This window comes from Candidatus Tisiphia endosymbiont of Ceraclea dissimilis, assembly GCF_964030735.1.
Classification (GTDB): domain Bacteria; phylum Pseudomonadota; class Alphaproteobacteria; order Rickettsiales; family Rickettsiaceae; genus Tisiphia.
Genome location: NZ_OZ034917.1, coordinates 804,221 through 827,564, shown reverse-complemented (window position 1 = coordinate 827,564; position 23,344 = coordinate 804,221). Strand labels below are relative to the sequence as shown.

The following is a 23,344-nucleotide window of genomic DNA, read 5'->3' as shown; positions in this document are numbered from 1 at the left end:
TTATGCACAATGCTCGTTGTACTCTTGAAATAGATTTAGCAAAAATTCGTACTAATTATCGTATTATTTCTGAAATTTGCAAAAATTCAAAAATTGCTGCTGTGGTAAAGGCTAACAGCTATGGACTTGGAGCCGATATTATCGCACCAGCATTACAGATGGAGAATTGTCAGAATTTTTTTGTAAACTCAGTTAATGAGGGGGTAGAATTACGTAAAGTGTTAGGAGCGAAACCTAATATTTTTGTGTTTCATGGTGTATTTTACAATGATGTTGAGGAATTTGGCAATAGTAACTTAATTCCGGTACTTAATAGTTTGCAACAAATTGCCATATGGCAAAAGTTTGCTGCTAAAAAACAACAAGTATTACGTTGTACAATCCATGTTGATACTGGTATGCATCGTTTGGGAATGGCTGACATAGAGATGCAACGTATCATAGATAACCCTAGCCTATTATCTGGTCTTGAATTACAATATGTTATAAGTCATTTATCTGCCTCTGAAATAGCGGATAATCCTTATAATTTACAACAATTAACAAAATTTAGATATTATCTAAACTATTTACCAACAGCTAAAGCTAGCTTAGCTAATTCTAGTAGTATATTTTTAGGACAAGAATATCATTTTGACTTAATACGTCCTGGTGCGGCATTATATGGGCTTAATCCTTTGGGAATTTCCTCGAAAAATCCGATGCATAACCCAATTAGGCTGACTGCTCCGATAATACAATTACAAGAATTACCGCCAGAAAGTTATATTGGTTATAATATGACTTTTAAAACAAAGCGTAATAGATTGATTGCTACCTTGCCTCTTGGTTATGCTGATGGTTATTCTAGAGCTTTTAGCAATTGTGGAGAAGTTTGTATTGGTTCCTACTTAGCTCCTGTAGTTGGTAGAGTATCGATGGACTTAATTACCATTGATGTTACTGAACTACCACCAAATGAAATATTTTTAGGGCAACAAGTGGAGATTATAGGGGATTACTGTACCCCAGATAAAATAGCTAGTGTAATAAACACCATTGGTTATGAAATTCTTACCATGCTCGGTGACAGATATAAGAGAGTATATAAAAATGATTATTAAGATAGTTAATTTATTCGGCAAACATACTATTGCTTTCGCAAAAACTATAGGAGCTTTTTCTCTATTTACTATAGCGGTAGTTACTAGTATTTTTAGGCGTCCCTTATATGGCAACTTACTATTCAAGCAGTTGTTATCTATAGGCTTTTATTCCCTACCAGTTGTTGCGATGACTACCTTTTTTTCTGGAGCCGTACTGGCATTACAAAGTTATACAGGTTTCTCTCGTTTCTCGGCTGAAAGTTCAATAGCTACGGTGGTAATTCTGTCAATAACTAGAGAACTTGGACCAGTTCTTGCAGGTCTCATGGTGGCTGGTAGGGTTGGTGCATCAATTGCCGCTGAAATAGCTACAATGAGAGTGACGGAACAAATAGATGCTCTTTATACTTTGTCAACTGATCCAATAAAATATTTAGTTTTGCCAAGGGTCCTAGCTGCAGTTATTACCTTACCATGTTTAGTATTAATCGGTGATGTATTAGGAGTAATGGGTGGCTATTTGGTAAGTGTTTATAAGCTTAATTTTAATAGCTCTAGTTATATGGTAAATAGCTTTAAGTTTTTACAATCAATAGATGTTATTTCTGGTTTGGTAAAAGCAGCGGCTTTTGGTTTTATTATTTCAATAATAAGTTGCTATAGCGGATATTGCTCTGGAACAGGAGCAAAAGGAGTCGGAACTGCTACAACTTCGGCGGTAGTAAGTTCTTCGGTGCTGATTTTAATCAGTAATTACTTAATAACAGCATGTTTTTTTTAAAGTTATGAATAACCAATCAAAAATAAAAATACGTTCATTATATAAATCTTTCGGTAACCGAAAGGTACTTGACGGTATAGACTTGGACATAAAGCAGGATAGTTCGATAGTAATCCTTGGCGGTTCGGGAAGTGGTAAATCAGTACTAATTAAGACGATAGTTGGGTTAATACAGCCTGATAAAGGTAGTATAGTTGTTGATGGGGTAGAGACTGTCAATATCTCAAATAAAGATAGATTTAAAATGATGGAAACTATAGGCTTTCTATTCCAGGGTGGAGCTTTATTTGATTCTCTAACTGTTCAAGATAATATTACGTTTTTTGCTGAAAAATTGTATAAATTATCTCCCAAAAATAAACAAGAGTTAGCGGCATCTAAACTTAATTCGGTAGGTTTATCTAGCAAGATACTCAATCTTTATCCATCTGAACTTTCTGGGGGGATGCAGAAAAGAGTATCTTTAGCTAGGGCTATTTGTGGTAATCCTTTGATTCTTTTTCTTGACGAACCAACTACCGGTCTTGATCCTATCATGGCTAATGTTATTAATGAATTAATAATTAAAGTTCAAGAAGAACTAAAAGCTACTACCATTACCATAACCCATGATATGAATAGTGCTTATATGATAGCTAAAGAGGTTGCTATGATTTATCAAGGGAAGATTTTATGGTTTGGAACAAAAGATGAGATAAAAAATAGTGATAATCCCTATTTGCAACAATTTGTTAATGGTTTAACTATTGGACCAATTGAGGTTTAGTATAGTGGGGGTTTAGTATAGGGATATAGGCAAATGATTTGAAGAAGCGTATGCTTGAATATAAATTATTAGAAGAGATGATTGATGTAGCGGTTTGAGGCTAGGAGCGATGGAGCGACGCCACAACTGTTGAAAGTTAGAAGAGGAAGCGGTTTTAGACCGGATAGTTTAAAAGTCGTATGTGGTCAACGTCATTGCGAGAAAGACCGTAGGTCGACGAAGCAATCCATAAAAGTAACCAAAGATGGATTGCCACGACCTACTTGCGTGGTCTTGCAATGACAGAAAACCTATCTAAAACCCGCTTTACCTTCTAACTTTCAACAGTTGTGGGAGCGACGCCTATAAGTAATAGGCGTTCTCTGCTGTTACTCCTGTACAAGGTGCAATACTTTAAACAATAGTCCCATTTTATTGGGAGCAATTAGCCTATCAACTTGTTTTGCTATGATATTTGCCTCTATAATAGGTAATTTACTTTGTAATAGTTGACTTCGTAATAATATACCATTGCTAATTAAGAAATCACGTTGAGTTATTGATCCATACACATTTATTCCTATATTTCTGCTTACTGTCTTTAAGGCATAAAAGTCAACATGTGCTGATAAATCGGCTTCTCCTAAAGTTTCAAGTAGTGGGTAATATTTATGATTTTTTATCGCTTGTAAAGTAGGGTTATATTGGTTACGCGTCCTCTTTATTGGATCTATATCATAACCGTAATCGATAACTAAGCTCGCCCCACCAAATTTCATTATATGCTTGCTAATAAATTTTATGATTTCTAATGATTTAGGTGATTCTTCTATTACTGCTCCATCATGTGCGTTTGAGTACTCTTGCAGTAGATAATGTTGCAAGTTCTTATTAACTTCTATCTTATCGAATTTAATTTTACCATCAGCTGGGTCAATAATAAGTGTTAGCTCGTACCAAAGCTTTTTGCTTTTAATATACTGCTTAATTGGCATAGCATCAAAAAATTCATTAGCTATTATAATAGAAGGAATTTTAGATATATATTGTATGGATTTATAGTGTTTGATAGGGAGACCTGTTAACTTTAGGTTTGTTTTTTGTTTTTTGATAAAATGAGGATTAATATCAATTAATTCTATAGAGAGAGATTGGTAAAATTCTGGAACTAATTTAGCAACATTTAGCAAATCTCGCATTAACACTCCCTGCCCAGGACCCAATTCGACTAAATTAGTTTTCTGTGGGCAACCCATTTTATACCATTGGTCAATAGTCCATAAAGCTATCATTTCACCAAAAAGCTGAGAAATTTCTGGAGCTGTTGTAAAATCTCCTAAGCAACCTAGCTTATCTTGTTTTTGGTAATAGGAAGAAGGGGCTACAGATGTTACTTGGAGCATCATTTCGTCAAGCTTAATACTACCATTTTGCTCAATAAGTTTTCTTATTTTGGAGTCAACTGGCATTTAATTCGTATTATTAAATAAATCCCCATTATTAGCATAGGTAGTGATAAAAATTGCCCTATAGTTACATTGTTAAAAATAAGACTTGCATAGCAATCTTCTGGTTCACGAAACATTTCTATAATAATTCGAAATACCGAATAAAATATTAGAAATATAGCAGAATTTAAACTATAGATATTTATACTTTTATATTTAAAAGTGGTGTAAGCTAGAATTAAGAATAATATAATTCCTTCAAAAAATGCCTCATAAAGTTGACTGGGATGTCTTAGTTGTAGATCGCTATTTGGAAAAATCATTCCCCATGGCATTGTAGTCACTCTGCCATATAATTCCCCATTAATAAAATTGGCTATTCTACCTAAAAATAAACCGATAGGACCAACTGTAGCTACTATATCACCTAAACAAAAGAATTTAATTTTATATTTGCGGCAGAAAAAATAGCATGATAGGGCTATACCAATAATACCACCATGAAAGGACATACCGCCTTCATAGGTTTTGAAAATGGCAATAGGGTTAAAAAAATATTTAATAGGGTCATATAGTAACACGTGACCTAATCTAGCACCTATTACGATGCCCAAAGTAACCCAAGTAATAAAATTTTCGAAAATTTCCGTGGTAATACTAAGTTTGAATTTTTTTATAATGTTGTAAGCATAGAACCACCCAACTAATATACCCAAAACGTAAGCCATGGAGTACCAATAAACGGTAAATGGTCCGATAGAAAAAATAACAGGATTGATATTTGGAAAGAGCATAAGTTTATTATATACACAGACTTTATCGATTGCAAGCAGTATAGTCAATTGATGGGAAGTTGGTGACGTCGTCACTCGTCGCTCGCCTATTACTTATAGGCGTCGCTCCATCGTTCCTGCTACCCAATTCCCCTGAATTGACTATAGTAGGAAAAAATCTTAGGTGTCATTGCGAAAAGTGCGGAAACCACAACACGACGAAGCAATTGTCCATTTTTGTGTCACCCCTGCGTAAGCAGGGGTCTTAGATTCCACAACTGTTGAAAGTTATAAGGTAGAGCGGGTTTTAGATAGCTTTTCCGTCATTGCGAGACCACGTAGTGGTGAAGCAATCCACATTCATTAGATTGCTTCGTCGCTACTAAAGTAGCTTCTCGCAATGACGCCAAGCTATTTTTTATATGACTTTTAAACGCCATGCGTAAGATGAGTCAATAAAAATAATAAAAATATTTTTCATAAAATACTTAGTGCATATCATAATTAGTATATACTAAAATTATCTAAGGATAAGAGTGTAGTCAATTCAGGAGAATTGGGTAGCAGGAGCGATGAGCAACAACATCACCAACTTCTCATCAATTGACTATAGTGGAGTAATACTAATCTGGTTAGCTATATAAATATATCAAATTTGATGTATACATGATATATTTACCATCTTACTTCAAAAATTATTCTAAATGCGAATTTTCTGCAATTTATTGATTATTACTATTAAAATTATTATTTTATTACCAATTGGTAGTTCGGCACAAGCTAAACAGCAAGGAATAAATAAACAGTTTAGCTTTTTGTCAACAGATTATATCGAATATAACCAAAAGGAACAATTTATTTATGCTAAAGGTAATGTTCAAATTATATTAGATAGTTATTTTTTAACAGCCAATTCTTTGATTTACGATATAGAACAAGATACACTCTGGGCTGAGGGTGATGTTAAAATTACAGATCAACAAAATAGAGTTATTTTGGGAGAATTTGTCGTATTAAAAGATAAGCTAAAGGCGGGGATAATTTCAGATTTTATTTTATATCTTGGTGATAATAATCTCTTAGTGTCAAAATTAGCGGAAAGAGTCAATAAAGATGTTTTTCGTTTGCATAATAGTACCTTTACTCCATGTAAAATACTATGTAACCAAAAACCTATTTGGCAAATTTCTGCCAAAAATACTGAAGTAGATCTCAATAAGAACATAATGGTTTATAAGCATCTATTTTTTGAGGTATATGGTATTCCAATCTTCTATACACCCTATTTTTCTCATCCAACACCTAAGGCTCCTGCAAAATCAGGAATATTGATGCCTGGAATACAGGATAGCTCTTTAAGGATACCATTATATTATAGAGCTAAACCTAATCTAGATTTTACTCTAACCCCTAGGATTTTTTGGGAAAAATATACAATTTTTGAACTAGAAGCTCGTTACAAACCAAACAAAAGCGATTATATATCTTTAGAGGCTAATTATGGCAAAGTACCCTACTCCTTAAAGAATGGTGCGATAACGATAAAAAACACTAAGGTAAATTCATATTATATATTAAGCAATGGTGATTTCACCAAAAACGATTATCGATATGGATTTAGGTTGCAACGTACTTCTGATAAAGCTTACTTAAAAAATTATTATAATAATTATACTCCATATTTGACTTCCAAGTTATATTTAGAACATGTCAATAATTACAATTACTTATTAACGGAAGGGATGTATTTTGAAGGATTGGGAACAAATGATTCTAGTAGCACCAGTCCATTAATTTTTCCTAAGGTTAGAACCAAGAATGTCATACCTTTAAATGACGATGAAACTACTAGCATAGTTATTGAGAATAATGCACTAATCTATAAAGAAAGAAGTGGTAGAGAACTAGGGCAAGCTGCATTGCAATTGGCAGTAGATAACAATTTCCTAACTTCATCTGGTCATTTATTTAATGTTACCTTACGGAATAGATCAGATGTATATTTTATTAATCACCTATATCCAAATAATTCTAGGGCTAACAAGGTTCTTGCTAGAAATATACCAGAAATTCAAACTACTTGGCACTATCCATTAGCTGGCTCAATCTTTGATAAAGCTAGTCTATTTGTTGAACCAATTATATCAGCAACTATTGGACGTAAAAATAATTCTAATAAGAAATTTTCTTTTATCGATCCGTCAAAATATGAACTATCAGAAAATAATATATTCAGTTCGAATCGCTATAGTGGTATAGATTATCATGAATTTGGCAATAGATTAAGTTATGGTATTAATTCTTCTATACTTTCAGAGCAAAATTATTCTAGTTTATTCCTAGGACAGACCTATAGTAATAATCTTATTAATAACAAATCTATTGATAATGTTGAAAATGTTGGCAGAATTTCTAGTAATTTTTCTGATACAATAGAGCTGTTCTATAGATTTAGAAAAAGCAAGAATTTTCAGCCAATTAGAGATGAATTAGGTGGCACCCTTAACTCTAAGGCAATTCAGTTAACTGTTGGATTAGCACAAATTTCTAATATACAGAAATATTATTCTACCAATGAATTAATTGATAATAAAGTAAGACAACTTTACTATAACTTCACTTATCAATTAGCAGAAAATTGGTCAGTTGCCTATGATATGAGGGTAGACTGGGCAAAAAATAAAATATATATTCTTTCTAAGAGTATCCAGGTGACATACTTGAATGAGTGTGTTAAAATAGCAGGAAAACTTTCAGACAATTATATGGGAGATAATAGCAGGGGGATAAAAAAGACTTTTGCCGTCCCTACTATTTCTGTAGGTCTAAAAATATTAAATATGTGAGCCTAAAATTATGAAGAAGTTAAATATGAAAAAGTTATTTTGTTTAGTTGCCATCATTTTTAACATAACTATAGCAAAAGCAGAGTTATCCAATATAGTTGCATTAGTTAATAATGAGCCAATTACCTTACATGAATTTCTAGCTAGAAAACACATGATCATGGCACTTAACAATATTCCTAATCCTGATTCTCAAACAAATAAGCAACTTGATAAGATGGCAATTAACAGCATGATTGATGATGTATTACTTTATCAATCTGTAAACGGTAAAAAAAGTTCTGATAGTGAGATAAATGAGTCTATAGAAACCATCGAGCAACGTAATAAAATGCCAAAAGGGCATTTAATAAAGTTCTTGAAGAGTAAATCTGTAGATATTAATAATTTTAAATTTCAGATAGGTGCCGGAATTATCAAAACGAACATTTTATCTAGTATTTCAAGATCAGTTGCTATTAGTGCAAAAGAAGTTAATGATATAATATTAGCGACAAATTCAAAAGATGCAGAAATATCAGCACAGCTTTTTACTTCACAAGATAAAGATGATAAAACTTTGCAGAAGATGTACTGTTTGCAAAAACGTCTTAAAAATTGTTCTGATATCAAAGAATCTTTATACAAAGATTTCTCTACATTAGAGGTAATTAATCAAAATTTAAGTACTCTAGATTCTACGCTGCAAACAATTCTCAGAGATTTAAATACAGGAGAAAAAAGTAATGTTTTCGAGATGCAAGATGGATTTAAATTAATCTTAATGTGCGACAAAAAGATGATTAATGTTACTAGCGATGAAAATAATTACGTAGTAAATTTGTTAGCTAATAAGAAAATGTCGCAAAAAGCACAAAAATACTTTGATGATATGCGTAAAAAAGCATATATCAAAATAATGCTACCTTTGTGATACACTCAAATAATTTGAGTGCTTTACCTTCAATTGCAAAGCATGCTAGCAAACATGGTATTGCTCCTATTAAGAAATATGGTCAAAATTTCATTTTTGATAGTAGCCTATGTGATAAAATAGTTCGAGTTAGTGGGTTGCAAGAAAATGATTTGGTCTTAGAAATTGGTCCTGGTACAGCCGGACTCACTAGAGCTATTCTTGCCTGCAACCCTAAATCTTTAACTGTTATTGAAACTGACGTTAGATGTATACCTTTACTTATGGAAATAAGAGAACTGTTCCCTAATTTGCACATTGTTCATTCGGATGCTACTAAATTTGATCTATCAAGCTTAACTCATGATAAAATAACTATTATTTCAAATTTACCTTACCAAATAGGCACAGAGTTAGTCATAAAATGGTTAAAAAAATTACCATTAATAAATAGTATGACTTTAATGCTGCAAAAGGAGGTTGTAGACCGAATATGTGGTAAAGTTGGAACAAAATCCTACGGAAGATTATCAGTAATATGTCAGTTACTTTGTTCTGTTGAAAAATGCTTTGATGTTAATCCGCAAGCTTTCTATCCGGCACCAAAAGTCCACTCGGCTATAGTTAAACTCGTACCTTATAACAATAATGCATTAACAGCTGAACTAATTGAAAAAGTTGAGTTAATAACTAGACTAGCCTTTGGCAAGCGACGTAAAATGATTAAATCATCTTTAAAGACACTAACCTCGTGTATAGAAGATTTGTTAGCAAAATTAAAAATTGATAATTTTTGTCGATCTGAAAATTTATCACCACAAGATTATTTATCTTTAGCAAAATTATGTTTAGAGTAAAGGTTAGTGACAATAGACCTTATATCACATTTTCAAGATAAAGAGAACGAAAGTAAAAGTTAATGAATAACTCATCTTACGCATGGCATTTACATGTCATATATTATATCTTGCCATTGTTTTGTTACCACTATAGTCAATTCAGGAGGATTGGGTAGCAGGAGCGATGGAGCGACGCCTATAAGTAATAGGCGAGCATTGAGCGACGACGTCACCAACTTCTCCTCAATTGACTATAAAGTGACTTCACGCAATGGCACTTGTGTCCTATGATACCCTACAAAATCATAATTAGGATGTTTATGTTTAAATTATTAAATCCTTATTTTTTTAGTAAGCTAGTACGAACCATGTTACCATTATTGCTAGTTGCAATGTTAGTAGTAATGGGGTTGGGGTTATACCAAGCTTTGATAGTATCGCCACCAGATTACCAACAAGGTGATATGGTTAGGATTATGTATGTTCATGTACCAGCTTCTTGGATGGCACTAGGTATTTATACATTTATAGCTATTTGTAGTTTGTCTAACCTAGTGTGGAAAACTAAAATGTCCTTCTTAATGGCAGTAGCAGGTGCTCCTATTGGGGCAGTTTTCTGTATGATTAGTATAGTAACAGGGGCATTATGGGGAAAGCCTATTTGGGGAACTTGGTGGGTTTGGGATGCTAGACTTACCTCAATGTTCGTATTATTCTTACTATATTTAAGCTATATCGTGGTGGTGAATAGTGGTGATAGGATAAGCCGTACTGAAAAACCAGCCTCGGTGATTGCTTTAATTGGCTTTATCAATGTTCCCATAGTAAAATTTTCGGTAAATATTTGGTATAGTTTACATCAGCCAGCAAGCGTTTTAAGGCTAGGTAGTCCGACTATCGATAATTCTATGTTATTACCCTTAGTGCTAATGTTTATAAGTGCTATACTATATTTTCTATTAGTATTGGGTTTGAGATCTTGCATGTTAATTGCTAAATTCAAGGAGTATGACAATTTATGACTTATGTTGTTACCGATGAGTGCGTAAAATGTAAATATACTGATTGCGTAGAAGTATGCCCTGTCGATTGCTTTTATGAAGGGGAGTTAATGTTGGTAATTAATCCCGACGAATGTATTGATTGTGGAGTATGTGAGAGTGAGTGTCCGGTTAAAGCTATTAAGCCAGAATCAGAACAGCTGATTGACTGGATAGAGAGAGCTAAGTTTTTTTCCAGTAAATGGTCAAATATTACGGTTAAGAAACCAGCCCTACCGGATGCAGATAAATATCAAAACGAGAAAAATAAATTCGAAAAATATATGGGTGAAGTTTAATTTATTGCAAGATTTTTAGTGGAGAAGATGATAAAATAGCATTAGTTATCAATATAGAATTAAGAGGTTGTATTATATGTTTTTATCAAAATTTCTTGACCCTAAAAATGATTTTTGTTTTCGCCAAATTTTTGGCACTGAAAAGAACAAGGATATACTTGTTCATTTTTTAAATGATATTCTCAAATGTAAAGGAAATGAAAAAATAATTGAGGTGACGTTTTTACCAACTATCCAAGACCCTGATATTGCTATTTACAGAAAGTCTATAGTTGATGTGTTATGTAAAGATCAACATGGTAATCAATTCATCGTAGAGATGCAGATAAGTAAGCATCCAGGATTTGAGAAAAGAGCCCAGTATTATGCGGCTAAAGCATATTCTAGGCAAATACTCAAAGAGGATGAAAACCATAAAAAGTTGGCAGTATACGCTAAATTAAAAGGAGTAATATTTTTAGCAATAGCAGATTTTGTGATGTTTGACGATAAAAAACATTGGAAGTCAGAGCATCGTCTTTTAGATACAGAAAGCTACGCCAATGATTTAAAAGATTTTTACTTTGTTTTTTTAGAACTCAAGAAATTTAATAAAATTATCTCTAATCTAGAGACTACAGAGGAAAAGTGGATGTATTTTTTCAAACATGCAGGAGATAGTACATTAACATTAGCCGAAATAGAGCAGTTAATAGGTAAGGATAAAATTATTAGGAGAGCCTTTGAGGCAGTAGACCAAGCAAGCTGGTCAGAAGCGGAGCTTAACACCTATGAGGAAAGAACAAAAGCCTATTTTGATAATTTAGCGGTAGAACAGCAACAAATTGCAGATGCTGAAGCTAAAGGAAAAGCTATAGGCGAAGCTAAAGGAAAAGCTATAGGCGAAGCTATAGGTGAAGCTATAGGTGAAGCTATAGGGGAAGCTAGAGGAAAAGCTATAGGTATTAAAGAAAGTACTATAGCCATGGCGAAAGAAATGTTAGCTGATAATGAGCCAATAGAAAAAATAGTTAAATATACAAAACTAACTATTAAGGAAATAGAAGCGTTAAAAAAAGAATAAACCTTAACAAAAATGTAATCGATTGTCTGAATTAAAATTTGATAAAAAGCAGTTATTTCTGCTAGGTAGAATTAAGAATTTTGCTAAGCAAATTGAAGATAAGTCATTTTTGAAATTCTTTAATGGTAATTTATTAGCAAAACAAGGTATCTATTTATATGGTAATGTAGGTAATGGCAAAACTGTATTAATGCAACATTTTTTTCAAATATTGCAAATTAAGAAATTAATGATCCATTACCAGAATTTGATGCAATCGGTACATAAAGATATTTATCAGTTACAAGACAAATCAAAGTCTAAAAATAATATTATAAAAAGCATTGCGACAAATTATGCAAAACAAGCAGCAGTAATATGTATCGACGAGTTTGAAATTAAAGATATAGCTGATGCTATGATAATAGGACCGCTACTTCTTGAACTGATAAAATGTAAGGTATTTATCTTCATTACCAGTAATACCAAACCAGAAGATTTGTATAAAGATGGTTTACAAAGAAATTCTTTTTTGCCAATAATTAAAGAGATTTATCAAAGGTTTGAGGTCATGTACTTAGATAGTGATCATGATTATCGATTAGATAAAATTATGCAAACGGCTAGCAGACGCATAATATATCCAATTAATGAACATAATAAATTCGAGATACAGCAACTTATTGGCAAGTTAAATAATAATAACCAGCTAGTTCCTAAGGATATTGCTGTTTTCGGACGGAAAATATCTTTTAAAATGGCTAGCGAAAAAATATTAGTAACAGATTTTGAAGAGCTATTTGTAAGAGAATTAGGTTATGTTGATTATGTAGATATTTGTCAAAAATTTTCTATTATAATAGTAGAAAATATTCGTATAATAAGTTCTGATAATACCGATTTAGCTGTTAGGTTTATAAATTTTGTTGATAATGCTTATTTTTATAAGGTTGTACTATTTATGACTTTACAAGATGAACCCATAAAAATATATCAGAATGGTTTGCGTAGTAATGAATTTAAGAGAACTATTTCAAGGTTACATGAAATGAATAGTGGTAGTTATGTCAATTAAAAACGGTAAATTTATTACGTTTGAAGGTGGGGAAGGGTGTGGTAAATCTACCCAGAGTGATATGCTACACCAGTATTTATTATCACAAAATATCCGGGCAGATTTAACACATGAAGTGGGCGGAACTATTGCAGCTGAGAAAATGCGTGACATTTTAGTTTATCAAGATTTATTACCTATGTCAGAATTGCTGCAAGTTATGGCGGCACGTTACGAACATGTTCATAAAAGGATTATTCCTAAACTCAATTCTGGGGTCTCAGTTATTTGTGATAGGTTTGTGGATTCTACGGCTTGTTATCAAGGGCAAGAGGTAGGTACTGATTTAGTGTATGAACTTCATAAATCTCTAATATCACCTGTAATGCCTGATATTACTTTTTTTATTGATATAGAGCCAAATATTGCTTTAGCAAGGGCGTGGGCAAGGGGTAATAATAATAAATTTGAAAGTAAGAATATTGAATTTCATCAAAAAGTCTATGATAAATTTCAATATATATCAGATAAATTTCCAGATAGAATAGTAAAAATAAACGCTGCAGATCTTAGTGCAAACGAAATTCATGATATAATTGTAGTGATGCTCACACGAAAGCTTGAAAAAACTATATAATTTTGTCACGTAACTAATTTTGTTAATAGAGAAATATGCTAATTTTCATTGACTTTATTATCATAGAGCTTTAAAAGTGCTAGTGCAGCTTGACCATATATGAAATATAGCCTCTATCTTTAGGTAATTCTTTGTGTAATAATAATGTTACCATTCAAAAATATTTTTTCTAAAATACAGGAAATCATTTGGCCAATAGAGAGGGAGGAGTTGAAACTTTTTCTACCTATGGCATTAATGATGCTCTGTGTTCTTTTTAATTTTGGGGCTCTGAGGTCTGTTAAAGACGGATTAGTTGTGCCATCAATGGGAGCGGAGGTTATCAGCTTTTTAAAACTTTGGCTTGTTTTGCCATCTTCTATATTATTCGCTATATTATATGTAAAGCTCAGTAATCACATCCGTTTTGAATATATTTTTTATATAATAATTTCAAGCTTTTTGTTGTTTTTTCTGATATTTGCCTATGTCATTTATCCTAATCAGGAGTTTTATCATCCAAATACTGAGCAGATAGAACATTTAGTATCTTTGTATCCTAATTTTCGGTGGTTTATCAAGATAATGGGTAAGTGGAGTTACGCTATCATGTATGTTTGTGCAGAATTATGGAGTGCCGTAATTATTAACCTAATGTTCTGGCAATTTGCTAATAATATTTTTGATACAAATAATGCAAAACGTTTTTATCCAATTTTAGGAATGGTAGGCAATGTTGGCTTAATTGTAGCTGGTAATGTATTAGTAGCTTTCTCAAATGTACAAGAGATATCAGATACCCAAATGATAATAGATGAAGATTTACAATATAATTCAGAACTAATGTTACAACCAATTATGTCTATAATAGTATTTGCCGGTATAATTTCAATGTTGTTATTTAGGTTAATTAATTATCTGATTTTGCATGATAAGGGATTAATGGCTGATTTTAAAGTAACTCAAATACAGGCAAAAACCTCTTTACCACTTCTGGATAGTATCAGGCTAATTATTAGCTCAAAATATGTTGGACGCATTGCTTTATTGATAATTTGTTATGGAGCACTAACTAATATAGTGGAAGGTCCGTGGAAAGCTAAAGTAAGAGAACTTAATCCCAATACGTTAGATTATATAAACTTTATGGGCAGGTTTAATATTTGGATGGGAATTTCCTGCGTGACTTTTATGGTAGTTGGCAGTAATGTGATTAGGAAATTTACTTGGTTAGTTTCAGCATTATTAACACCTTTGATGTTTTCGATAACTGGTTTAATGTTTTTCATTTTTGTTATTTTCTCAGAAGATATAGGTTGTGGTATTAAAGACTTTAATCCAATTTATGCTGCTGTAATTATTGGAGGGATACAAAATATTTTAAGTAAATCAACTAAATATTCGTTATTTGATTCAACAAAGGAAATGGCATATATTCCTTTATCATTAGAACTTCGAACAAAAGGTAAAGCTGCTGCTGAGGTTATTAGTACCAAATTTGGTAAGTCTCTAGGAGCTTTTATTCAGTCTTTTATATTCATAATAGTGCCTACTGCCACATGTGATTCAATAGTAGTTTATTTACTAATAATGTTTATTATGATAGTTATTTTATGGTTTTGGGATATAGTGCAGTTAAACCGTGAATATGTAAAATTATGTAATTAGCATGCGAAAAACATTAATATATATATCAGTGATAATTGCTGCAACCCTTTTGATTTATACTGTTTCATGGTTCTTAATTATTAGTTCTATAGCTGGTAAGATCAATCAGCAATATAGTAATCGTTATATCGCTACTAATACGGTAGATAATGAACAAAAATATTTCGTTAAGTTTAATAAAATTACCAGCTATGGCTTTCCATTTAAAATTGCCTTTCAAGTAATTGGCTGGTATGAAGAGGGGGAGAATAGTATAATTGAATTTCATACTCCGATTTATATAGGTTATGACTTACTAAAACAAGTTTGCTTCATTACCTATTCTGGTAACGCAACGGGTCGTTATAAACCTATTCAATCAGGATTTGGGGCAAAATTCGAAAGTGATAATTATTCTTTTACAGCAAAAATTCCCTTGAGCTTAAAGTTATTTAAGATTTTTATACAAAAAAAAGATCCGTTTGAAATTATCAATTTTGTTAAAGAATTGGAATTAAGATCTGACAAAACCAAAATCTTTGATTTAATTGATCAGCAAAAACTATATGATGAAGATCATACAGCTATTTCATTCTCACTGGAAAAGAAAAAATATTATACTGATCTAGAAGATTTTAAAAATAATGTACCGCAAAAATTAAATATTAGTTATTCAACAAACATCTTAGAAAGTAATCTTATCAACAGGAGGGTGCCAGCTGGTCTTTTATTATATAGATTTGCTTGGCCAATGCCTTTTAGTTTTGAAGGTAAGTTTTATATAAAAACAAATAAATCTATATATAGTGAATTTGTTAACGATTTAGCAATAAAAATGATATCCAGCAAATTTTCAAGCAATGTCCAAGACTCTTTGACTAGTTTGTTATATCAAAATAAAGAGGAAGAAAGTCATCGTGCTAGCCATTTGAAGGTTGAATCAACAATTGATTTGAAATCAGGATTTTCCGATAATATATTAAATTCTATCCAGTATTTATTGCCGTATATATCAGCATTGCCTAACAATTTATCGTTAATGGAAGAGTTAGAGTATGTTAACAATAATAAAGATAAATTCAATTTAACTGAATTAGAAAATCATCAATATATTTTTGATTTAGATGTAAATTTTTTTGCTAGAATAAACGATGTAATGAGAGCTCAAATACATAACCTTAGTTTATTTTCTAATAATACTGGATTCCGCTTGTCAAGTGAATGCAAGCTAAATTCATTTGGCAATTTTGATATTAATGGACTCTTGGTTGTTAATAATTATTTAAAGGTAACTGATATTATCACCAATTATTTATTAAATTTAGGTAGATTTAAAACATTTTCTGAAGATAGTCGTATTGTATACAAAGAGGGAATTAATTATTTTCTAAAAACCGTATCAGATCATCCTGACTCTAACTCAGGGGACATAAGTTTTGAGTATAAATTAGATTCCAATAATATAGAAAAAGGAAAAATAGGCACTGTCGATCTTGATAAATTTTTACCATTATATTATCTAGCATTATACAAAAAAGCCTCGGAAAAAATACGGGTTGGTGATATAGTCAATTCAGGAGGAGTTGGTGCTAGGAGCGATGGAGCGACGCCTATAAGTAATAGACGAGCGATGAGTGACGACGTCACCAACTCCTTATCAATTGACTATAGTATAACAAAAAGAATACAAGAGCTAGTGCCTGATTTCAATGAACATCAAAAATTATTAAAACAATTAATGATTCAACCTTTTTTGGAGATTGATAGTGATTTTTGGCAGGAAGTCTATAATGATCCGAATAGCGTTACGCCATAGTAAATTGACTCCCTGCTTGGCTTAGTGCCATACCTGCGAAATCAGGTATCCAGATTCCCGCCGTTGCTAAGAATGGCAAGGAGAAGGGGGAATGATAGGAACGAGCGTACGGAAATCATAAAATAAAAAATAGAGACGTAAATTGGATACTATAAAAATAATACATAAAGACTTAAGCCCAGAACTTTCTGCATTAAATAAGCTTATTATAACCCGCTTAGCTACCAAAGAGGAGCTGGTTAACGTAATAGGTAAATATTTGCTGGAATTTGGTGGCAAAAGAATCAGACCATTACTAACAATTTTAACTAGCAAAATGTTTGGTTATGTAGGGGAAGATAATATAAAGCTTGCTGGGGCTGTAGAGTTTATTCATGCGGCAACTTTATTGCATGACGATGTAGTAGATGAGAGTACCATGAGAAGATCCAAACCTACTGCTAATGTTATCTGGGATAGCAAGGCTAGTATTCTAGTTGGGGATTTTTTATTTAGCCAATCATTTCAGCTAATGGTAGATACAAAATCTATTAAAGCCATGAAATCTTTATCAAGAGCTTCAGCAATTATATCAGAAGGAGAGGTTTCGCAATTGGTGAAATTGAATCAGCGGAGAATTATTGACGAAACAGAATATAATGAAATAATTATGGCAAAAACGGCAGAATTATTTGGCGTATCTTGTGAAGCAGGAGCAATTATTTCTGGTCAATCTAATGAAATTTGTGAAATTTTACAAAAATTTGGTAGAGTTCTAGGCAATGTTTTTCAAATCATTGATGATTTATTTGACTATTTAGGGGATAGTCGTGATATTGGTAAGAATATAGGCGATGATTTTTCAGAAGGGAAAATAACTCTACCACTAATTTTCTTATATAAAAAGCTTGATGATCAGTGGCAGTTAAAAATTCAAGAAATGATTAAGGCAGATAATAGAACTGAAAGTGAGTTTAAACTAATACGAGAATTGATGATAGAACATTGTATTAAGCAGCAAATTATTGACTATTTAGCAGCGATTAACAATGAAGCTAGTAATTTATTAAAACAAATCCCTATACAAAATATTTATAAAGATCATTTAGTTTCTTTATTAGAATTTACTTTAAATAGGTCTTATTAGAAAGGATATCAAAATATAATGAATATTGACATATAATGCAGATTTTGCTACAATTTATTCTTTGGTATTCTTAAATATCATTTTAAAAATATCATCTTTATGAACATTAAAGTTAAAAAATTAGAACATTCTGTAGATATTTTGCCTGGTTATGCTACCCAGCATAGTAGTGGTATGGATCTAATGGCAGCAAATATTGAGCCTATAACTATAAAATCACAACAAGTAGAGTTAGTACCTACAGGAATTTGTATAGCATTGCCTAGTCATTTAGAAGCTCAAATCAGACCAAGATCAGGTTTAGCACTAAAACACGGCATTACCGTACTTAATGCACCTGGTACAATTGATGCCGACTATCGTGGTGAAATAAAAGTAATTTTAGTTAATCATGCTAAAGAAGATTTTGTAATTGAGCGTGGCATGAAGATTGCTCAGATGGTTATTTCTAAATATGAGCAGATATTATGGGACGAGGTGGATTCGTTAGATGAAACTCTTAGAGGTTCTGGTGGATTTGGTTCAACTGGAAAGTTTTAAATAGTCACTCTGCAAAAATAAGTAACCCTTATGGTGGTTTTTCGTACAAATCAACCTATAGGTTAATTATGAAAAGTAATGAATTTATTGAATATATTAAAGATATACTAGCCCCTTTTGGTCAAATCACTACTCGTGCAATGTTTGGTAGTTATGGTATATATAAAGACGGAATAATAATAGGAATAGTTGCAAGAAACGAGTTGTACTTTAAAATGGATAACAAAGTGGTTGGAGATTTAAAATCTTTTGTCTCCGAACCATTTACATATAATAACTCAAATAAGTTGATAACTCTATCATATTGGAAAATATTACCTGAGATTTTAGATCAAGAGGAAAAGTTAGCAAATTTAGTCTCTATGGCATTTGATGTGTCTATTAATTCTTTGGATTAAAAATAATAGAACTGGTATAGTCAATTCAGGAGAATCAGGTAGCAGGAGCGATGGAGTGCATAGACCACAACTGTTAAAAGTTATAAGCTAGAGCTGGTTTTAGGTAGCTTTTCCGCTATTAGCGAGACCATGTAGTCATAGTACCCTACAATTTTTTATTTATTTCCTTATGATGAGTAAAAAAGCTTACTGCTAAGCGTCATTGCGAGGAGCTACTTTAGTAGCGACGAAGCAATCCATGAGAATTATAGTCAATTCAGGAGAAGTTGGTGACGTCGTCACTCGTTGCTCGCCTATTACTTATAGGCGTCGCTCCATCTCTCCTAGCACCAAATCCTCCTGAATTGACTATAGTATAGATACATCAAGACTATATGGATTGCTTCGTAGGCTCACGCCTCCTCGCAATGACGTTTTTATGCTGCTTAATACTTATAGAATAAAAATTGTATGGTACTATGATAAGTAATAGGCGAGCATTGAGCGACGACGTCACCAACTTCTCATCAATTGACTATAGTGGAGATCATAATAGTTCAGGCTCATCTCTAAGACTTTCAACCTTTTCTGGTAAATCTAAATAAGCAGCTATCGCCAAAAATAATCCTAAATATTTTTTAGGATCGACTAAATTTGCTAGATCGTCATAAATTTCCGACGAGTCATTGGTAGAAAATTTCTTATATAATTCTACAATTTCAAAAGATGGGCTTGCTGTGAAGGCAGTTTGTAATAACTCAAGATTCTTATTACTCCATTTAGAGGAGTTTAAAGATAGATAAAGATTTAGTGCTTCAATATGGGAAGCTATAAGTTTAATAGCTGATTCTAAATAATATATCGCCTCTTTTGTTTGGTTAGTCTCTAACATATTTTTAGCAGCTATAACATAATAATCAGCTATTTTGTTTTTAAGCGACTCTAGTTTCTGTCCGTCAACTCTGCTAAGTTTAGATACCACAAAAACAAATTTTGTCCATAGAGAAAGTTTGGCATAACAATTAAGTAAAATTTCTAAAGTTTCACTATCAGATTCATTTAGGTTAAACGATCTAACAGCATAATTCTCAGCTATGTCATACATATTATTCTGATAATGTATTTGTGCGAGTCTTTTGGTAACAAAAGGAATATAATATTTAGATTGTTCTAATTCCTGAAAATATTTTATTTTTACTGAAATATCTAGTTCTGATTCTGCTAAAAGTAAAGTATGAAACACCTTATTTTCCTGGCTTAAACGGTAAGATATTTTTTGGCTCGTTACTGCTGATTTTAATTTTTCACCAGAAACGTATTCTGCCATAGCTTTCATTAGTAAGTAATTATCGTTATTGGCTCTTTTAGCAAAGAAAAGAGCTTTTAAATTAGTAGGTAGATTAATAATTAAACATAATATTTTAAAAGAAATAGCAGTAGAAAGTGTAAGTAATATATATAAAATAACGAAAGTAAAAAATGTTGTTTCTATATAATAGTCATATAAGTTTAAAGTTAATCTTGAGTCAAGTTGATTTAACATAGAAAAACTAAAATATAACAACAAAAATGTAATACAAATTATCAATAATCTTATCATTAGTTTACTCTACGAATTCTTGTTGTAATTTTCTTGTTGTAGTTCTTCTGAATAAAAGAAATTAATAAAATAATCTAGGTTTCCTATTATTTTTAATTTCAGCTTTTCTTTATCTTTGAGGCTACTAGATTTTTCTTCAATTTTGATAAATTGCTTGATCCAGCAATCGGTTTTTGGAAATACCCTTACTAAACCTAAATTATTATCAAGTAAATAATTTTTATTATAATAGTGCATATCTATCAAAATATTTTTTATTTTTGCAGGTAACTCCATAGTTTCAATTTGATAAAGTTGCTCTGTATAATCTTTATCTTGCAGAAAATTCTTTACCAGAAGATTGATGCTAAGTAAATAATTACTGTAAACATTGGAAGGGGCTTTAGATTGTTCTGGTTGGTGGGGGGTACTTACAGAAGAATTATCTTGATTTAAACTATTATCTTCCTGAGGTGCATTCTCCTCTAAATTGGTAGTATCTGAAGATGGGGGGATTTCTTGTATGGTTGTTTCTTGTATTGTTGCGTTATTAGATAACTTAGAATCCGTCTTTTTATTATTTAAAAAAGTCATATAAGTTACCGATATGGCAAATAATACAACCAAAATAATTGTAAAAATAATAGAGTTGTTTCTACGGACTTTTATTATATTAGTTTCTGATTTTTGCATTATTTTGGGCATTATAAATTAATAATTCTAACATTTGCTGAGGTTGTCCATTATCACAATAAACCACATTTTTAGTAAAAGAGCTAATAATATTTGCTACTTTTTTACTTATAGTAATAACTAAACTATTGGCTAAGGATTCTAGCAAATTATTTTTTACTAATAATTCAATAAAAGTCTTAGTGCAGTTCTGTGAATATAGTAGAATAAAATTGATGCCCTTTTCAATTTCTGCTATGTGCTGCAGCTTAGTTGCATATTTTACCTGATAGATAATGTGTCTTTTAATCGCTTGAGGTAAATCTTGGGTGATTTCATTTGACGACAAATATACGGTTTGGTGATATATTTCTGGTGGAATGTTTTCTAGCAGCTCTTGTACATTGCTAGCAACATATTGCACTATAAAATTATTTTGTTCTAGAATTAATTTTGATGAATTACCGACTATCCACATATTCTTCTTTTCGATATTTTGGTGTCCAGCTAGAATTTTAGCAGCAAATTTACTAGTGATAATGATATTAGGATAATCATATAAAAGGGTACCATCTAATGGCAAAGTTTGATATTCCAATAAAGGACAGCATATATAGTTAAAGCTACATTGATGATTACGCTGCAACTCTTGAATAATGTCGTAATTATCTTCTGAACTTCTAGTTAATAGCACCGATTTCATAGAGCCAGATCATTAGATAATTTTTGATAATCTATGGCAAGTGGATTAGGTCCAATGATAGATAAAGTAGGTTTGCTAGCAAATATTTTGTTAGCAATATTTATGATATCTCGGTTTGTTATATTCATAATATATTCAATAGTGTCCTCAATAGGTAAATATTTGCCAAAAACAGCAAAATTCTTACCAATTTCTTCTGACTTATAAGATGAATCTTCTTGGGATATATGGATACTAGTTTTTAATTGTATTTTAGCCCGATCAATTTCTGAATCTTTGATCTCTACAGAAATATTGTTAATTTCATTGACTAATTGTTCTGCAAGAAATGGCAGTTTATCATGACTAGTGGAAACATATATGCCAAAAATCCCACTATCATAGTGTGAGCTATTATAGCTACCAATTGAGTAGGCAAGTCCAAGCTTTTCTCTGATTTGTTGAAATAATCTTGATGACATACCGTTACCAAGTATTAGTGACAGAGCTTGAGTATGATATAATTGCTGTATGTTAAAATAGGGTACACTTTCGAATCCCAGAACCAAGGTAGTTTGTTCAAGTTCTTTGGTAATAACACTATGCCCCCCCGTGTATCTAGCTTTTTCAAAATGATTATTTGGTTTATCTTTTAATGAACAAAATAATTTTTCGGCAAATTCTACAATTTGTTGATGCTCAACATTTCCTGCCACTGATAAGTAAATATTTCCGGCATTATAATGTTTATCAATATAACTGCTAAAATGTTCCTTATCAAATTTTGCTAAACTGTCATAAGTTCCTAAAATTGACCGACCAAGAGCTTGATTTGCATAAGCACTACTGTAAAATTTTTCGTGAATAAGCTCATCGGGATTATCCTGTACACAAGCAATTTCTTGTAAAATCACCTGATATTCTTTGGCTATTTCTTCTTCTGAAAAAACTGAATTTTGCAAGATATCTGCCAATATTTCTAGAGCCGTATAACAATTCTCACTCAATATTTTTGAGTAATAAACAGTCTGTTCATGACCGGTGTAAGCATTAAACTGCCCTCCTATAGAGTCAAATTCTTCAGCAATTTGCTTAGCAGTTCTAGTTGTTGTTCCTTTAAATGCCATATGTTCAAGAAAATGAGATATCCCTATTTCTGAATATTGTTCATAGCGGCTACCTACATTAACAATGAGATTAATAGCTACGGATTTTATATTAGGCATATGGTAAGTAACAACAGTTAGTCCATTGTTAAGTTTGCTTGAGTTAAAGGTCATTTTATCACTTGTTTATTAGTTTAAAGAGTATAGCTTAGTATTACGTTGTCATTGCGAGGATGCATGAGCCAACGAAGCAATCCAGAAAGGTGTTGTAAAATGGATTGCTTCGACCATTACATGGTCTCGTAATGACGCATATGCACCCCAACCGTCATTGCGAGG

25 protein-coding genes are annotated in these 23,344 nt (G+C 31.9%); 18 read left to right on the top strand and 7 right to left on the bottom strand.

The features are described 5' to 3' along the window. Window positions 1-2: 2 nt before the first annotated feature. The 3 genes from ACQH1V_RS04040 to ACQH1V_RS04030 are packed head-to-tail and all read left to right on the top strand — an operon-like array spanning window position 3 to window position 2,632. Window positions 3-1,103: an alanine racemase gene (locus ACQH1V_RS04040; RefSeq protein ID WP_094649178.1), complete on the top strand. Its 1,101-nt coding sequence runs from the start codon at window positions 3-5 to the stop codon at window positions 1,101-1,103. Then, on the top strand, window positions 1,093-1,866 hold the full coding sequence (locus tag ACQH1V_RS04035) for an MlaE family ABC transporter permease (protein WP_094649179.1): 774 nt from the start codon (window positions 1,093-1,095) through the stop codon (window positions 1,864-1,866). Before ACQH1V_RS04040 ends, ACQH1V_RS04035 begins: the two co-directional genes overlap by 11 nt. Before the next feature lie 4 nt (window positions 1,867-1,870). Continuing rightward, the gene (locus tag ACQH1V_RS04030) at window positions 1,871-2,632 is read left to right on the top strand and encodes an ABC transporter ATP-binding protein (protein ID WP_094649180.1); all 762 of its coding nucleotides are present in this window, start codon (window positions 1,871-1,873) and stop codon (window positions 2,630-2,632) included. A 368-nt stretch (window positions 2,633-3,000) separates the two neighbouring features. On the opposite strand, the gene ACQH1V_RS04025 is transcribed toward ACQH1V_RS04030, so the two are convergent. Genes ACQH1V_RS04025 through ACQH1V_RS04015 form a run of 3 tightly spaced genes read right to left on the bottom strand, consistent with a single transcriptional unit; the run spans window position 3,001 to window position 4,980 of the window. After that, complete coding sequence (locus ACQH1V_RS04025; RefSeq protein ID WP_425360846.1) at window positions 3,001-4,080, bottom strand: class I SAM-dependent methyltransferase; 1,080 nt, start codon at window positions 4,078-4,080, stop codon at window positions 3,001-3,003. Next, window positions 4,059-4,853, bottom strand: a complete 795-nt coding sequence (lgt, locus tag ACQH1V_RS04020; RefSeq protein ID WP_425360845.1) for a prolipoprotein diacylglyceryl transferase — start codon at window positions 4,851-4,853, stop codon at window positions 4,059-4,061. The genes ACQH1V_RS04025 and lgt overlap by 22 nt, the downstream gene beginning before the upstream one ends. 22 nt (window positions 4,854-4,875) lie before the next feature. Next, window positions 4,876-4,980: a palindromic element RPE2 domain-containing protein gene (locus ACQH1V_RS04015; RefSeq protein ID WP_239832648.1), complete on the bottom strand. Its 105-nt coding sequence runs from the start codon at window positions 4,978-4,980 to the stop codon at window positions 4,876-4,878. A gap of 556 nt (window positions 4,981-5,536) precedes the next feature. Between ACQH1V_RS04015 and ACQH1V_RS04010 the strand changes: the two genes are divergently transcribed. The 15 genes from ACQH1V_RS04010 to ACQH1V_RS03940 all read left to right on the top strand — a co-directional run bounded on the left by ACQH1V_RS04010 (window position 5,537) and on the right by ACQH1V_RS03940 (window position 19,571). Beyond that, window positions 5,537-7,678 (top strand): LPS-assembly protein LptD, encoded by a 2,142-nt coding sequence (locus ACQH1V_RS04010; protein WP_425360844.1) that lies wholly within the window; start codon window positions 5,537-5,539, stop codon window positions 7,676-7,678. A gap of 25 nt (window positions 7,679-7,703) precedes the next feature. After that, window positions 7,704-8,591 carry a SurA N-terminal domain-containing protein gene (locus ACQH1V_RS04005; RefSeq protein ID WP_425360843.1) on the top strand — a complete coding sequence of 296 codons (888 nt, stop codon included), beginning with the start codon at window positions 7,704-7,706 and terminating at the stop codon, window positions 8,589-8,591. A gap of 14 nt (window positions 8,592-8,605) precedes the next feature. After that, a complete protein-coding gene (gene rsmA / locus ACQH1V_RS04000; RefSeq protein WP_425360873.1) occupies window positions 8,606-9,427 on the top strand; it encodes a 16S rRNA (adenine(1518)-N(6)/adenine(1519)-N(6))-dimethyltransferase RsmA in 822 nt (273 codons plus the stop codon). Between the two features lie 93 nt (window positions 9,428-9,520). Beyond that, window positions 9,521-9,700, top strand: coding sequence for a palindromic element RPE2 domain-containing protein (locus ACQH1V_RS03995; RefSeq protein WP_425360842.1), 180 nt, complete (start codon window positions 9,521-9,523; stop codon window positions 9,698-9,700). 29 nt (window positions 9,701-9,729) lie between these two features. Next, on the top strand, window positions 9,730-10,431 hold the full coding sequence (locus ACQH1V_RS03990; RefSeq protein WP_341749345.1) for a heme ABC transporter permease: 702 nt from the start codon (window positions 9,730-9,732) through the stop codon (window positions 10,429-10,431). Continuing rightward, window positions 10,428-10,748, top strand: coding sequence for a ferredoxin FdxA (fdxA, locus tag ACQH1V_RS03985; RefSeq protein ID WP_094649188.1), 321 nt, complete (start codon window positions 10,428-10,430; stop codon window positions 10,746-10,748). Before ACQH1V_RS03990 ends, fdxA begins: the two co-directional genes overlap by 4 nt. Window positions 10,749-10,824: 76 nt before the next feature. Further along, the gene (locus ACQH1V_RS03980) at window positions 10,825-11,811 is read left to right on the top strand and encodes an Rpn family recombination-promoting nuclease/putative transposase (protein WP_425360841.1); all 987 of its coding nucleotides are present in this window, start codon (window positions 10,825-10,827) and stop codon (window positions 11,809-11,811) included. Window positions 11,812-11,833: 22 nt separating this feature from the next. After that, window positions 11,834-12,865: a cell division protein ZapE gene (gene zapE / locus ACQH1V_RS03975; RefSeq protein ID WP_425360840.1), complete on the top strand. Its 1,032-nt coding sequence runs from the start codon at window positions 11,834-11,836 to the stop codon at window positions 12,863-12,865. Next, entirely contained in the window at window positions 12,855-13,481 is a 627-nt protein-coding gene (gene tmk / locus ACQH1V_RS03970) for a dTMP kinase (RefSeq protein ID WP_425360839.1), read from the top strand. The genes zapE and tmk overlap by 11 nt, the downstream gene beginning before the upstream one ends. A 144-nt stretch (window positions 13,482-13,625) precedes the next feature. After that, complete coding sequence (locus tag ACQH1V_RS03965) at window positions 13,626-15,128, top strand: Npt1/Npt2 family nucleotide transporter (protein ID WP_341749341.1); 1,503 nt, start codon at window positions 13,626-13,628, stop codon at window positions 15,126-15,128. A 1-nt stretch (window position 15,129) separates the two neighbouring features. After that, window positions 15,130-16,923 (top strand): hypothetical protein, encoded by a 1,794-nt coding sequence (locus ACQH1V_RS03960; RefSeq protein ID WP_425360838.1) that lies wholly within the window; start codon window positions 15,130-15,132, stop codon window positions 16,921-16,923. A 142-nt stretch (window positions 16,924-17,065) separates the two neighbouring features. Continuing rightward, window positions 17,066-18,049 (top strand): polyprenyl synthetase family protein, encoded by a 984-nt coding sequence (locus ACQH1V_RS03955; protein ID WP_425360837.1) that lies wholly within the window; start codon window positions 17,066-17,068, stop codon window positions 18,047-18,049. A gap of 90 nt (window positions 18,050-18,139) precedes the next feature. Continuing rightward, window positions 18,140-18,589, top strand: a complete 450-nt coding sequence (gene dut, locus ACQH1V_RS03950; protein WP_410520914.1) for a dUTP diphosphatase — start codon at window positions 18,140-18,142, stop codon at window positions 18,587-18,589. Window positions 18,590-18,657: 68 nt separating this feature from the next. Further along, on the top strand, window positions 18,658-18,987 hold the full coding sequence (locus ACQH1V_RS03945) for a TfoX/Sxy family protein (protein WP_094649197.1): 330 nt from the start codon (window positions 18,658-18,660) through the stop codon (window positions 18,985-18,987). 458 nt (window positions 18,988-19,445) lie between these two features. Beyond that, window positions 19,446-19,571: a hypothetical protein gene (locus ACQH1V_RS03940; protein WP_425360836.1), complete on the top strand. Its 126-nt coding sequence runs from the start codon at window positions 19,446-19,448 to the stop codon at window positions 19,569-19,571. Here ACQH1V_RS03940 and ACQH1V_RS03935 read toward each other — a convergent pair. The 4 genes from ACQH1V_RS03935 to ACQH1V_RS03920 are packed head-to-tail and all read right to left on the bottom strand — an operon-like array spanning window position 19,514 to window position 23,179. Beyond that, window positions 19,514-20,566 carry a heme biosynthesis HemY N-terminal domain-containing protein gene (locus tag ACQH1V_RS03935; protein WP_425360835.1) on the bottom strand — a complete coding sequence of 351 codons (1,053 nt, stop codon included), beginning with the start codon at window positions 20,564-20,566 and terminating at the stop codon, window positions 19,514-19,516. The two genes, ACQH1V_RS03940 and ACQH1V_RS03935, sit on opposite strands and share 58 nt — an antisense overlap. 9 nt (window positions 20,567-20,575) lie before the next feature. Then, on the bottom strand, window positions 20,576-21,250 hold the full coding sequence (locus ACQH1V_RS03930) for a hypothetical protein (RefSeq protein ID WP_341749336.1): 675 nt from the start codon (window positions 21,248-21,250) through the stop codon (window positions 20,576-20,578). Next, window positions 21,219-21,920 carry a uroporphyrinogen-III synthase gene (locus ACQH1V_RS03925; RefSeq protein ID WP_425360834.1) on the bottom strand — a complete coding sequence of 234 codons (702 nt, stop codon included), beginning with the start codon at window positions 21,918-21,920 and terminating at the stop codon, window positions 21,219-21,221. The genes ACQH1V_RS03930 and ACQH1V_RS03925 overlap by 32 nt, the downstream gene beginning before the upstream one ends. Next, a complete protein-coding gene (locus tag ACQH1V_RS03920; protein ID WP_425360833.1) occupies window positions 21,917-23,179 on the bottom strand; it encodes a M16 family metallopeptidase in 1,263 nt (420 codons plus the stop codon). The genes ACQH1V_RS03925 and ACQH1V_RS03920 overlap by 4 nt, the downstream gene beginning before the upstream one ends. Between the last annotated feature and the right edge of the window lie 165 nt (window positions 23,180-23,344).

What these genes read in the sequence shown, in the direction of transcription:
- ACQH1V_RS04040 (WP_094649178.1), top strand. Translation starts at nt 3, where the DNA reads ATGCACAATGCTCGTTGTACTCTTGAAATAGATTTAGCAAAAATTCGT.
- ACQH1V_RS04035 (WP_094649179.1), top strand. Translation starts at nt 1,093, where the DNA reads ATGATTATTAAGATAGTTAATTTATTCGGCAAACATACTATTGCTTTC.
- ACQH1V_RS04030 (WP_094649180.1), top strand. Translation starts at nt 1,871, where the DNA reads ATGAATAACCAATCAAAAATAAAAATACGTTCATTATATAAATCTTTC.
- ACQH1V_RS04025 (WP_425360846.1), bottom strand. Translation starts at nt 4,080, where the DNA reads ATGCCAGTTGACTCCAAAATAAGAAAACTTATTGAGCAAAATGGTAGT.
- lgt (WP_425360845.1), bottom strand. Translation starts at nt 4,853, where the DNA reads ATGCTCTTTCCAAATATCAATCCTGTTATTTTTTCTATCGGACCATTT.
- ACQH1V_RS04010 (WP_425360844.1), top strand. Translation starts at nt 5,537, where the DNA reads ATGCGAATTTTCTGCAATTTATTGATTATTACTATTAAAATTATTATT.
- ACQH1V_RS04005 (WP_425360843.1), top strand. Translation starts at nt 7,704, where the DNA reads ATGAAAAAGTTATTTTGTTTAGTTGCCATCATTTTTAACATAACTATA.
- ACQH1V_RS03995 (WP_425360842.1), top strand. Translation starts at nt 9,521, where the DNA reads ATGTCATATATTATATCTTGCCATTGTTTTGTTACCACTATAGTCAAT.
- ACQH1V_RS03990 (WP_341749345.1), top strand. Translation starts at nt 9,730, where the DNA reads ATGTTTAAATTATTAAATCCTTATTTTTTTAGTAAGCTAGTACGAACC.
- fdxA (WP_094649188.1), top strand. Translation starts at nt 10,428, where the DNA reads ATGACTTATGTTGTTACCGATGAGTGCGTAAAATGTAAATATACTGAT.
- ACQH1V_RS03980 (WP_425360841.1), top strand. Translation starts at nt 10,825, where the DNA reads ATGTTTTTATCAAAATTTCTTGACCCTAAAAATGATTTTTGTTTTCGC.
- tmk (WP_425360839.1), top strand. Translation starts at nt 12,855, where the DNA reads ATGTCAATTAAAAACGGTAAATTTATTACGTTTGAAGGTGGGGAAGGG.
- ACQH1V_RS03965 (WP_341749341.1), top strand. Translation starts at nt 13,626, where the DNA reads ATGTTACCATTCAAAAATATTTTTTCTAAAATACAGGAAATCATTTGG.
- ACQH1V_RS03960 (WP_425360838.1), top strand. Translation starts at nt 15,130, where the DNA reads ATGCGAAAAACATTAATATATATATCAGTGATAATTGCTGCAACCCTT.
- ACQH1V_RS03945 (WP_094649197.1), top strand. Translation starts at nt 18,658, where the DNA reads ATGAAAAGTAATGAATTTATTGAATATATTAAAGATATACTAGCCCCT.
- ACQH1V_RS03940 (WP_425360836.1), top strand. Translation starts at nt 19,446, where the DNA reads ATGATAAGTAATAGGCGAGCATTGAGCGACGACGTCACCAACTTCTCA.
- ACQH1V_RS03935 (WP_425360835.1), bottom strand. Translation starts at nt 20,566, where the DNA reads ATGATAAGATTATTGATAATTTGTATTACATTTTTGTTGTTATATTTT.
- ACQH1V_RS03930 (WP_341749336.1), bottom strand. Translation starts at nt 21,250, where the DNA reads ATGCCCAAAATAATGCAAAAATCAGAAACTAATATAATAAAAGTCCGT.
- ACQH1V_RS03925 (WP_425360834.1), bottom strand. Translation starts at nt 21,920, where the DNA reads ATGAAATCGGTGCTATTAACTAGAAGTTCAGAAGATAATTACGACATT.
- ACQH1V_RS03920 (WP_425360833.1), bottom strand. Translation starts at nt 23,179, where the DNA reads ATGACCTTTAACTCAAGCAAACTTAACAATGGACTAACTGTTGTTACT.